Here is an 11,643-nt window from a genome sequence, read left to right as displayed (position 1 = left end):
ATGCCGTGGTGGTCCCGGAAGATGCGTATCGCACAAGCAGGTGGGATGGCAGTGCCGCCACGGTTTTCCGGAGCTACCGCGGCCTGCTCACGTGATCAGGGCTGGGACGGGCGAGCCAGGCCGTGGTAGTGCGACCGAGAGGAGAGTTGATGGAGACACCGACCTCGGCGTTTCAACGTCAGATCAGGACAGTTCGGTCACCTTTGAGGTGTCACCGCTCCTCAGCTCATCCCACAGCCGAGCCGCTTTCCTGTCATTCCACAGCACCGAGGAACCGGCCGAGGTGTTGGCCGAGACCGTTGACACCGGGACCGTCATCTTGATGCCGTCGTTGCCGGAAACCTTCATGAGACCGCGAGCGGTCTTGAGGGCAGTCAAGGTCGAAGTGTCGGTGCCGAGCTTCACCGCATCCGAGGCCGCCATGTTGAGGTTCCAATATCGCACCGGGTTGATGAGGGTCCACGGACTGAGGGCCTTCGTCGCGACTTGGGAAGCCACCTTCTGCTGCCTCTTGACGCGCCCCAGGTCGCCTTCGGGATCGGCCTTTCGCATGCGGACATATCCCAGGGCCTGAACTCCGTCGAGGGTCTGGGTGCCGGCAGGAAGGTTGGTGTGGGAATCCTTGTCGACCATCGGATTGTCGAGGGTCACCTCGACTCCGCCGACCGCATCGACCATTTCCACGAAGCCACCGAACCCAATCTCGACGTAGCCGTTGACACGCAGGTCGGTGGCCCTTTCAATCGTTTGGACCAGTAGCTTGGCGCCACCAATCGAGTAGGCGGCGTTGAGCTTGTTGTGATGGTGCCCCGGGATGGGCAGGTATGAGTCGCGCGGCAGGGAGATCAGGACGTTCTTTCCCTCCGGCGGCATGTAGAGCAGCAGCATGGTGTCGGTGCGAAGACCGCTCTCGGTGCCGGTACCCAACTCCTTCTGCTGCTTCGTCGTGAGGTTTTGCCTCTCGTCGGTGCCGACGAGAAGCACGAGGGTACCGGGATGGCTTGCACCCCGCGGACCGTCGGGGGTGGCATCGACGGTTCCGGTCCGACTCAACGCATAGGACGGTACGGCGACAAGCCACACCAACCACGCCAACAACAGCACCATGATGACCTTGAAGGGGTGCCGACGCTTGCGAGGGCGTGGTGCGGGACGACTCGCCCGCTGCCGCAGACGAGGAGGAGGGGCTTGACGCGGGGGCCGACGGGCTGGTTGGGCACCCGGCCGGTACGGATCACCAGTGGGCCGTGGGGATGACGTCGACCGTGGGCGCGGTCGGGTGGATCGGTCGGCACCCTGCCGGGATTGCGGACGTCGACCACCTTGCGATCGACCCGCCCCACTGTGGGGTCGGCCCGATTCGCTGTGCGGTGCATTTATCGGATCGATACGGGTGGCGTCATTGGCGTCAACTCCGTATAGCCAGTCCAGGTCGGACTGACGAGATCGCTTGTCGCGGGGACCGCGCCCAGTGTCTCGATTAGGCATGAATTCCACGGTAGTCGCAAGGCCATGCAGATTCCTGAGGCTTATTGGGCGAGTCCCGTGTGCCTCAGGATTCACAGTTCCTTCCGAACTGGCACAATGTCGTCCATGTCATCATACCTCGCGCCCCCGGTCAGTGTTGTCATACCGGTGAGGAACGAGGAACGGTACCTCGAGGAATCGGTGGCCGGTGTCCTCAATCAGGGCTACCCGGGACAGATGGAGGTCATCCTTGCCATCGCTCCCAGCACTGACCGCACCGCTGAGATCGCTCAGGAGCTGGCTGCCCGGGACGATCGCATTCGGGTCATCGACAATCCCGGCGGCACCACCCCCAAGGCTCTCAACCTCGGTGTGGCCGCTTCTCAGTACGAGATCATCGTGCGCGTCGACGCTCACGGTGAGCTCGGCCCGGAGTACATCGCGACGGCTGTCGAGTTGCTGGAGCGAACCGGGGCGGCCAATGTCGGTGGAGTCATGGACGCCAAGGGTCGTACCCCCTTCGAGCAGGCCGTCGCCGTCGCCTACACCTCGAAGCTCGGCCTGGGGAGCAGCGCCTTCCACCAGGGAAATGCCCCTGAAGGGCCAGCGGAGACGGTCTTCCTCGGGGTGTTCCGCAAGGCGGATCTTGAGGCCGTCGGCGGCTTCTGCGCCAAATTCGATCGGGCTCAGGACTGGGAGCTCAACTATCGTCTGCGGCAGTCCGGACGAGAAGTGTGGTTCAGCCCCGATCTTCGGGTGACCTACCGCCCCCGTTCCACCGTCAAGGCGTTGGCCCGGCAGTTCTTCCGCACCGGCCAGTGGCGTCGTGAAGTCATGCGGCGCCATCGCGACTCGGTGAGTCTGCGCTATCTGGCCGCTCCCATTGCGGTCACCGGAGTGGTGACGGGAACCGCCCTCGGAATCGTCGAGGCGGTCAGGCGCAGGCCGTGGCTGAAGCGTTGGCCACTCATCGGATGGGTGGCCCCGCTGGGTTATGGAAGCATCATCGGGATTGGATCGGCGGCGATGAAACGCGACATGGATCCGGGCGTCCGGGCTCGACTGCCAGTGGTGCTGGCGATCATGCACATGAGTTGGGGAGTCGGATTCCTCGTCGGTCTCGGCGAGCGTTCCGAGGACTGATCTCACACCTCGACGGCTCCCTCTTGAGTGGTGATGGCAGCGACATCGTCGCTTGACTCGACCAGGACGAGTGACCCGCCGCCGAGCAGGCAGCTGACGAGGGTCGTGGCGACGAGTTCCCCACCACCGACCCGAATCCGTTCCGGGGAGAGCAGCACCGCTCGGCCCAACGGCACGACGCTGCACAGCTGCTCGCCGGTCCACTCCTGGCATCCCCTGAGCCACACTGACCCGGACGCGGCGGGTCGTGCAGTGACGAGGTCGTCGGGGCCAGCCAGCACGTCAGCGTTGTCGATGGCCCCCGGAACGGGGTTCTGGCACGGGGTTGCCAGTGGCGTGAGGCTGCACTGGACGAGGACCTCGGGGGAGTTAACAGGGTCGGTGTCCGGGCCGATCACTTCCACTGTGGCTTCGTCCAGCCCGGTAAGGTCAACCCGCAGACCGGCCCACCAGGAGGACAGCAGCCACACGCAACTGGTCCAGTGGCCAGGGCGCTGCCTGAAGACCGACAACCTCGCGACGTCTCCTGCCGCGATTCCCTCGGAGTCGAGCAGGTGAACCGACTTGGTCACCCAGGTCAGCAGGGTGCGGGCGGACAATTCGCCGCGATCCGCGCCGTCGTACCAGGTCAGGATCGGCAGCGCACCGGCCTCCTTGCTGCGACGCCACAGGGCGGTCAGCGGGTCAGAACTGCGGGAGGCGGTCGGTCGGGCCAGGGAAACCATGGCAACCATTGTGAAGGATGAAACGCTGTGGTGCGTCCAACACGGTTGCGTCAGTGTGGCCAGATACTCTGTCGACATGCAACACGTCCTCATCCTGGCCGGCGGGTCCGGCACGCGCCTGTGGCCGCTGTCTCATCAAGGAGAGCCCAAACAGCTGTTGGAACTCATCAACGGGATGAGCCTGCTGCGGATGGCATACGAGAGGGTCGCCGGTCTGGTCCCGGACACCAGCATCGTGGTGTGCACCGGAGCCTCGTATGCCGACACGGTGGCCAAGTTGTTGCCGGAGATCCCGGCCGAGAACATCCTCGGTGAACCGGTGGGACGTGACTCCCTCAATGCCGTGTCATGGCCGGCCGGCATCATCGCTGACCGCGATCCTGATGGCGTCATGGCTGTCGTCACGGCTGACCACATCATCCGTCCCGCTGACGACTTCCGTGCCGCTCTGCAGCACGGATTCGATCTCGCCACGGACGACCCTGCCGCACTGGTGACCTTCGGAGTCGTCCCCACCGAGCCGAACACCAGTTTCGGTTACCTCCACCGGGGCGGCCCGCTGGAGTCGGATCCGCGTGCTCACAACGTTCTCGAGTTCGTCGAGAAGCCCAGCCCGGAGCTTGCCCGCGAATACCTCGATTCAGGTGAGTACTGGTGGAACTCAGGTATGTTTGTCTGGCGGGCCTCGACCCTGTTGGACTGCTTGTCCCATCTCAAGCCGCAGACCCGACGCCAGGTCGACGAGCTCGTCGCCGATCCCTCCCGGATCGCAGAGGTCTACCCACTCATGGAGAAGATCTCCGTCGACGTCGCGGTGATGGAACCGGCTTCCCGCGGTGGATGCGGGGTACGTGTCGCTGCGATTCCGCTGGAGATCCAGTGGTACGACGTCGGCTCCTACGAGGCGTTGGCCCCCCACCTGCCTGATGACGGCGAGGGCAACCACGTGATGGGTCTGACCGTCACCGTCGACTCGGACGGGAACCTGCTCATCAACGACCGCCCTGACGCCGTTCTGGCAGTGGCAGGTCTGCACAACATGGCCGTGGTGAGCACCGATCGTGCCACTCTGGTGGTGCCGTTGTCCCAGTCCCAGCAGGTCAAGGCTCTGGTGGCCGAGGTGGCCGCCCAGGCGGGAGGACGATTCGCGTGAAGAACGCCCGGGAAATTCGCGAGCCCATCGCATGGACCGTCATCGTTGTCAGTATCGGATTCCTCGTGGCCGTTCTGGTGCGGGCTGTCACGATGATGACCCACGAGCACAGCGGACTTTTCGGAATGGCTCGTAGCCTGTCGGGAAGCTCGCTGGGCATCGGCATGATCCTGCTGCTGGTGGCCGCAGTCTTGGTGTGCCGGTTCATTCGTCCGGCGACTCCTCATGCCAAATTGCTCGGCAAGGTGTCTGCTCTCATCGTGGCCATCGCGGCCGGATTCGACCTCATCCTTGCCCTGCTCGCTCCCATTCATGGTCCTGGGGGATTCCTGGGAGCGTCCCTGGGGCTCTTCGGTGACCTTCTGGCCATTGCCATCAAGGTTCTGGCCGCGTGGGTACTGCTGGTCCTGACGCGGCCGGAGGTATCCACCTCCGACGATGTCGAGAACTCCGACGAGGAGCCCGAGCCGGAGGATTCGGAGTCGGAACCCGCAAGTCAGCTTGTGGCCACCCAGGAAGCTGACACTCCAGCTCAGGAGGAGTTCAGCTGGCCCGAGGGGGTCGGTGCGGTCTGGACGAGGGCCGGTGATGCCGCGAGTGGAGCAGGCGCATCCGCATGGGATCCGGCGCCGACCAGAAACGCTCAGAGTTGGGCGAGCGATTCGACATCTCAGCAGACCGGAGGAAACTCGGAAGACCACCAATGGTCGAACGACTGCGGACGGCGCTGAGAATCAATCACAGGTATGCCTTGAGCCCCGGCGCGACACGCCGGTAGCTGTGGGGTTTTCCCGAGACGGAGTCGCGCGCTGAATCTCACACGTGTAATTTGTGCATCGGCGCGGAACCCGCCGCGTCTGATCTCGAGGAGCTTCCCCCATGGACGAGATTCTGACTTTGTTTTCCGGAGGCGGTGACGACGAGCCGGAATGGCACGACAAGGCCTTGTGCGCCCAGACTGATCCGGAGGCATTCTTCCCTGAAAAGGGCGGATCCACCCGTGAAGCCAAGCGCATTTGCGAGTCCTGCGAGGTGCGTCAGGAGTGCTTGGAGTACGCCCTCGAGAACGACGAGAGATTTGGAATCTGGGGCGGGTTGTCGGAGATGGAGAGGCGTCGACTGCGCAAGCGGGCGTGACCATCCTGGCGGCACACCACGGTGGGGATGACGGCCCGTTAGAATTTCCTGTCTGCGCGGAGGTGCCGTCGGCGCGATTGGTATGTGTGATGATCAGTCGTGTACATATGACGTGCACGCCGAGTTCCATGACGTCGACGAACAGGTGGTCTACCAGGTGAGTGACGAGAAGTACTCTGCGGAGACCGAGCCCGACGAGGGTCGTTGGCCTGACCTCGGCGATGCTCCACGCACTGCGGAGGGGCTCACGGACTGGACGATTCCCGTCATCCCATCGGTGCGTGTCGATCCGGCGGACTGGGCATGGGCGCATGAACGTCGTGAGCCGGCCGTCCCTGACATCACCGCTGACGAAGTGGCCGTCATCCTGCTCGTTCACCAAGCGGCAGATTGGTTGCCGCGAACTCTCAACGCCTTGCGTCGCAGCGACGAGAGGGCTGCGGTCCAGATCGCGGTTGACCTTGGTTCCACCGACGAATCCACGAACTTGTTGGAGGAGGCTGTCGGTGAGGGGCTGCTGGAAGAATGTGTCACGGCCAGCGCCGACACCACGCCTGGTCAGGGCGTCAACCTCGCCCTTGATCGTCTTCCCGACGACGTCACTCACGTTTGGATCTTGCATGACGACGTGGAGGTGGGCCGGGACTCCTTGAGCTCACTGCTCCATGAGGCTTCTCGCAAGCCTCACCCTGACGTCCTGTACCCGACCTTGCTCAAGCCGGCTCGGCACAATTACCCCGAGTTCATTGACGAGCAGGGCCAGAGTGTCAGTACCGGCGGTACTCGGGTTCTTCCCGTCGTTGACCGCGGTGACATTGACCAGAAGCAGGCTGATCCCGGCCCCATCCTGGGGGGATCGACGGCTGGGATGTTCGTCCGGTTGGAGGCGTGGAGCCGGCTCGACGGATTTGATCCCGCCCTTCCGCTCTTCCGTGACGGTGTCGACTTTGGATGGCGTGCCAACGAAGCAGGCATGGTGGTGCGCACTGCGCCGACCTGCACCATCCACCACCGTCAGGCCGGTCGAGGGTGGCAACGTGAGTCGAATCTGGCCCCTCGCCCGGACGCCACCGACCGTCTCGCCGGCATGCGCATGGTCGCGGCCCGCACCGGTCACCCGACCCGCACCAGTTTCGCCTTGTTGCTGGCCAGCGTGTGGCGATTCATCGTTCTGCTGGTCGGCAAGGCCCCCTCCCGTGCTGCCGACGAGTGGCGAGCCGGATGGCAGCTGTGGAAGACCCGTTCAGTCACCCGCGAGATGTCCCAGCGGTTGCAGGAATTCCACGCTCAGTGCGATCCCGACGATCTGGAGAACACCAAGCGTCTGCTGCCCAGCCGACGCAGTGTGTGGGCTCGAGCCGTCGACCGTTACGCCGGGGACCTCTCCGACCGGATGCATCCGTGGCGAAACGAGGACGGAACGACGATCGACGATCTCACCGGCGACGATTTCACCGCCCGGGACCATCGCTTCGTCGTCAACCCGTACATCGTGATGGTCGGGCTCATGGTGCTCTGCGGGCTTATCGCCTGCCGGGGCCTCTACGGGCCGGGAAGTGTGACCTCGACGTGGCTGGCTCCGGCTCCACATGGGCTGTCCGGTGCCTGGCACCGGTGGCTCACCGCTGTTTCGGGCGTGACGGGAGCGAATGCCCCGTGGCTTGCCTGGTCGGCCTTCGGCTCGGTCCTGACGATTGGCGAGCCAGAAGTCCTCGTCCGCATCCTGCTCGTCCTGGCACCGCTGCTCACAGCGATGTCGGCACATCGTCTCTTCCGTCGCGTCATTGGCGTCGGCGTGACGACCGTGCTGCTCTCCAGCTTCTGGGGACTGTTGCCGATTCTGACCGGAGGTCTGGCACGCGGTTCGGTGACGGCCGTGGCACTGGGCGTCATCCTTCCCCACATGGCATTGCACACCTGGCGTCTGGTGAACTCCGAAACGATTGACGTCGCCGAGCTGCGTGGTGCTGAGATCGGTACCCGTCAGGTCGGGGGCGTCTCTTCCGCAGGTGGCCTGGCCCTGTGGTCAGCTCTGGCGATCAGTTTGGTCCCGGCGCTGTGGATCTACCCGCTGGCGGTTGCTGTAGGCATCCTCACGACCCGGCCGCGCCGTCCGCTGCTGGCAGCCATCGTCACGGTGGGACCGCTCCTGGTCATCTCGCCGTGGATTCCACGGCTGTTCAGCGAGCCCGGACGGATGGTGACTGGGGCCGAGCCGCTGTTGAGCCCCGTCGTCGAGACGCGAGCCGGGCTGTGGTTGTTGGTCGGACGCTCGATCGTCCCGGGCACGGCTCCTACCGCGTTCACCCTGATCGCGATGATCCCGTTGTGGATTGCCACGTTGTGGGCGGTGTGGCGCCTCATCATCGACCGGTCGGCCTCCATCGGATCCCTCACCGGACATCCGAGAGGCCGGATGCTCGCCCTCATCCTCGTCTATTTGGTGTGCCTCATCCTTGCCGGTGTCGGATCGCGCGTCCTGGTTGACGTCTGGGGTGTGCAGGTTCATCCGGCCATTGAGCCGTGGCAGCTCGTAGGCGTCGGCGTCCTGCTCATGCTCATCGCAGCAGCACGCCAGTCCGCCCTGCTCAAGCGGGCTGAGGCCGATCATCATCCCGCTGACGAGTCGCCGACCTTGGGAGAGCTCCTCGTCGGTATTGGTAACCGGTGGTTGCCCTGGGTGATGGCAGTCTCCGTCGCCGCAGGTGGCGTCTGGTGGTTGGTCGGTGGCGCTCGTGGCCCGATGTCCACCACTGACGAGATGCGTCCCGCCTATGTCACTGCGGTGGAGGGCTCGCCGCGCCAGACTCGCACCCTCATGGTGAATGTGCATGGCAGCGATGTCCGCTGGGATCTCGTCGATGCCGAGAACCCGAGCTGGGGAAGTGGCGAGCGCCCCGCCATTTCCTCGGACAGCCGGATCGCCAATCCAGCTTCTGATCTTGCTCTGGCAGTGGCGACGGGTGCTGTCCCTGACGACCTCGCGAGCTGGCTGTCCGCGCTGGGAATTGGCCATCTGTGGCTGCGTGGGGCAGGAGCCGACGTCGTCGCCCAGGTAGGCAATGCGGCTGGTCTGACAGCCGCCATCACTGATCCGATGACGACTGTCTGGACGGTGGATGGGCAGCCGTCCAGGGCCGTCGTCGGCGCGCCCGAGGGAGACCGGGAGCCAGTTGTCGGGAAGGTCACCACGTCAGGCACTCTGACGATCCTCGAACCCCGCGACGACCGCTGGAAGGTCGAGGTGGGTGGCACCGAACTTCAGCCGACCGCTCAGCACGAGATCGGGGAGTCCTACCGCGTCGGATCGGCTCGTGGTGACGTGACTTGGTCGATGCCGACCCAGGGATGGGCCTGCGCCATTGAGGTGGTGGCCACTCTGGCGTTGCTGTTGCTCGCCGGCCCCCAGGCCGCCCAGCGGAATCGTGCCGTCGCCCCGCGTCGTTCCGTCCCCACCCGTGGCCGCAAGGCGCGCCGTAACCGTCGTCAGGAGGAATCATGAGCGACCGTCCACGCCGCGCCCTCGCCGATGACGAGGAGCCCGAGGAGATCTTCGAGGCCGAGCCCGGCGAGGCTGGTCTTGCCCGACGAGCTGTGGATGCTGAGGATGCCGGCGACGAGCCGGTGGTTCGTGCTGCCCGAGCCATGGATCCTGACGACGTTGCCACTCCGGATGAGGACGACCTTGACGGAAACGATGGCGATCCGTCGACAGCATCAGCAGTTGAGAGGCCGGCCACTGACGACAAGGCAGGACACTACTGGAAGGGTCCGGTCTGGGCAGTGACCTTGGCCGTGGCAGCCGTGGCGATCTCATTGTTGACGACGGCGATTCCGGAGTCCCAACGCACGGCTCCGGCGGCTCAGCTCATCTCGTCCGGGCGCACCCTCGTGTGCCCGCCCTCCCAAGGGAAGGCCAGTCTCGCCGCTGGCTCCGTGGGCGGCAGTCTGCACGTCGGCACGTCCGCGGACAAGCTGTCCGAGACCTCGGTTCCTGCCGTGACGAAGATCGACAACTCGGCTGGATTCGTTCGTTCCATGGCAGGGCAGCATCCTCCGACGGGATCAGTCCTGTCTGCCGACCATGGCAAGACGACGTGGGTTCCTTGCGTCGGGACGGCCACCGATGGTGCGGTGAGCCTCACCAATCCGTCTGCCTCCGATCTCGTGGTCGTCAACGCGGATACTCGGGCGGCGACTGTCGACGTCACCTTGTTGGGTTCCAAGGGAGAAATTGACACCGCCGGCATGCGTGGCATTCGGGTGTCTCCCGGGCAGACCAAGGTGCTGCCACTGTCAGTGTGGAACAACGACACCACCCCTGTCACCGCGTTGATCGGCTCCAGGGAAGGGAGAGTCGTCGTCGGCGCCCGTACCTGGGCTCCCAAGGGCCGCGAGACGATCGCGATGGCCCCAGCTTCCAAGACCGTCTACTTGCCAGCGGTCCCGGCGAAGGTGTCCACCGCAACCCTCGTCATCTCCAACCCCGGCACGACCCGGCTGGGTGTGTCCGTGACGGCACTGGCGGGACACGGTCCGTTCACCCCTGACGGTGCTGACCAGATCGACATCGATCCGCGTTCGACGATTCAGGTCGATATGTCAAAGGCGTTGGCGGGAGAGGCCGTCGGCCTCAAGCTGTCGGCCCACCATCCGCTGGTGGCCAGGTTGTTCGTGCAGGGAAAGCACGGCACCACCGACTACGCCCTCGTCGGACCCGGCTCGTCCAGCAAGGTGCTCGAACAGACCCTTGGTGCTGGTGGCACCCTCGAGCTGTCGAACCCCGGTGGGGAAGCCGTGACGTTCACAGGCACTCTGACAGCTGACGGCGGGAAGAAGACCGCGGTCAACGGGACGGTTCCGGCAGGATCCACCTGGTCAGGGAAGGTTCCAGCAGCAGGTCACCTGCACGTCGTCGGGTCGGCTCCACTCATCGGCGGTGTGGTGTCTGGCAGCGGCCTGGCCGTCTTGCCGCTGGACGCCATCGCCACGTCGACGAACGGACGCCGCGCCACCGTCGACCCGCTGCTGCGCTGACAACAGTTGGCCTCAGTCGTCGATATCCGGGTCGATCTTCTCCACCGGAAGACCGGTTAAGGCCGATAACTGCTCTACCAAGGTGCGATGGACGAGGATGGCCAGTCCACGCCGACTGGCAGTTCTCAGTTCGAGGGGACGTCGGTAGATGACGACCCGGGCAGGGGAGTCGTCACTGCCGTCGACCGCCGACGACAGCGGAACCCGTTCCTCGGTCCAGCCCGGCATCGTGGGGACGTCCTCCGCCCCTACGATGACGTTGTCGAGAATCCCCGGACACGACCGCTGCACCTGGCGGACGGCTTCGGCCAGGCAGGCCGTGAAGAACTCAGCATCGGTGGGGTCGATGCGGTCGATACGCCCGCCATAGACACGCGGCAGGACGACTGGCCCACGCTGCCCACGACCATGACGGTTTCGACGCTTGGACATGACACCACTGTATTGCGGATGTACCAATGGTGCGATCAGACGAGTCCGGGCCCCTCCGCAGGTGCAGGTTACATGTCCCTGGTGCACACGCTCGCGCAGCCCCGACCGTATGCGTCGGTACCCGCGTGGCACCACAGGGAAAACAGGACCGTGGCGTACCGTGCCCTGAGTGAGAGAGTGCATTCGACCCGGATGTTCCCGACCGGCAGTCGCGACGCTGACCTACGTGTATGCCGAGCGCACCGCGGTCCTCGGCCCCTTGGGGCCCAGCCGTGAGCCTGGCGCCTACGACATGTGCGCGGAGCACGCCGAAGCCCTCTCAGCCCCGGTGGGGTGGGAAGTCATCCGGCTCCCGGGCATCGATGATCCTGCGCCGGCACCGCCGGTGGACGACCTCATGGCCCTTGCTGCGGCTGTTCGCGAGGTGGGAATGCTGGAAGACGAGGTTGTCCCCGAGCCAGACCCGGCCTCGGTCCATGTCCTGGGTCGTCGTGGTCACCTGTCGGTGATCACGGACGCCAGCCACGACGTGCGAAGCCACTAGGATGA

General features: G+C 64.9%; 10 protein-coding genes. 7 read left to right on the top strand and 3 right to left on the bottom strand.

From position 1 onward, the window contains the following. Nucleotides 1–183: 183 nt before the first annotated feature. Nucleotides 184–1,488 carry an LCP family protein gene (locus ACP8ML_RS08995; RefSeq protein WP_434964855.1) on the bottom strand — a complete coding sequence of 435 codons (1,305 nt, stop codon included), beginning with the start codon at nt 1,486–1,488 and terminating at the stop codon, nt 184–186. A gap of 105 nt (nt 1,489–1,593) precedes the next feature. On the opposite strand from ACP8ML_RS08995, the gene ACP8ML_RS08990 reads away from it, so the two are divergent. Continuing rightward, complete coding sequence (locus ACP8ML_RS08990; protein ID WP_486702917.1) at nt 1,594–2,610, top strand: glycosyltransferase family 2 protein; 1,017 nt, start codon at nt 1,594–1,596, stop codon at nt 2,608–2,610. Nucleotides 2,611–2,612: 2 nt separating this feature from the next. On the opposite strand, the gene ACP8ML_RS08985 is transcribed toward ACP8ML_RS08990, so the two are convergent. Further along, entirely contained in the window at nt 2,613–3,344 is a 732-nt protein-coding gene (locus ACP8ML_RS08985; RefSeq protein ID WP_486702916.1) for a TIGR03089 family protein, read from the bottom strand. 67 nt (nt 3,345–3,411) lie between these two features. Between ACP8ML_RS08985 and ACP8ML_RS08980 the strand changes: the two genes are divergently transcribed. The 5 genes from ACP8ML_RS08980 to ACP8ML_RS08960 all read left to right on the top strand — a co-directional run bounded on the left by ACP8ML_RS08980 (nt 3,412) and on the right by ACP8ML_RS08960 (nt 10,662). Next, nucleotides 3,412–4,488: a mannose-1-phosphate guanylyltransferase gene (locus ACP8ML_RS08980; protein ID WP_486702915.1), complete on the top strand. Its 1,077-nt coding sequence runs from the start codon at nt 3,412–3,414 to the stop codon at nt 4,486–4,488. Next, the gene (locus ACP8ML_RS08975; RefSeq protein ID WP_270236443.1) at nt 4,485–5,219 is read left to right on the top strand and encodes a hypothetical protein; all 735 of its coding nucleotides are present in this window, start codon (nt 4,485–4,487) and stop codon (nt 5,217–5,219) included. Before ACP8ML_RS08980 ends, ACP8ML_RS08975 begins: the two co-directional genes overlap by 4 nt. Before the next feature lie 148 nt (nt 5,220–5,367). Further along, entirely contained in the window at nt 5,368–5,625 is a 258-nt protein-coding gene (locus ACP8ML_RS08970) for a WhiB family transcriptional regulator (RefSeq protein WP_117189669.1), read from the top strand. Nucleotides 5,626–5,782: 157 nt separating this feature from the next. After that, nucleotides 5,783–9,127, top strand: coding sequence for a glycosyltransferase family 2 protein (locus ACP8ML_RS08965; protein WP_486703071.1), 3,345 nt, complete (start codon nt 5,783–5,785; stop codon nt 9,125–9,127). Beyond that, the gene (locus ACP8ML_RS08960; RefSeq protein ID WP_117189670.1) at nt 9,124–10,662 is read left to right on the top strand and encodes a DUF5719 family protein; all 1,539 of its coding nucleotides are present in this window, start codon (nt 9,124–9,126) and stop codon (nt 10,660–10,662) included. The genes ACP8ML_RS08965 and ACP8ML_RS08960 overlap by 4 nt, the downstream gene beginning before the upstream one ends. Before the next feature lie 12 nt (nt 10,663–10,674). On the opposite strand, the gene ACP8ML_RS08955 is transcribed toward ACP8ML_RS08960, so the two are convergent. Then, complete coding sequence (locus ACP8ML_RS08955; protein ID WP_117189671.1) at nt 10,675–11,094, bottom strand: metallopeptidase family protein; 420 nt, start codon at nt 11,092–11,094, stop codon at nt 10,675–10,677. A gap of 169 nt (nt 11,095–11,263) precedes the next feature. Between ACP8ML_RS08955 and ACP8ML_RS08950 the strand changes: the two genes are divergently transcribed. Further along, on the top strand, nt 11,264–11,638 hold the full coding sequence (locus ACP8ML_RS08950; RefSeq protein ID WP_169311828.1) for a DUF3499 domain-containing protein: 375 nt from the start codon (nt 11,264–11,266) through the stop codon (nt 11,636–11,638). Nucleotides 11,639–11,643 lie beyond the last annotated feature (5 nt).

Source organism: Cutibacterium sp. LaCa_255 (assembly GCF_057458005.1).
Note: the sequence above shows the minus strand (reverse complement) of the source record. Positions and strands in the feature narration are given on the sequence as shown.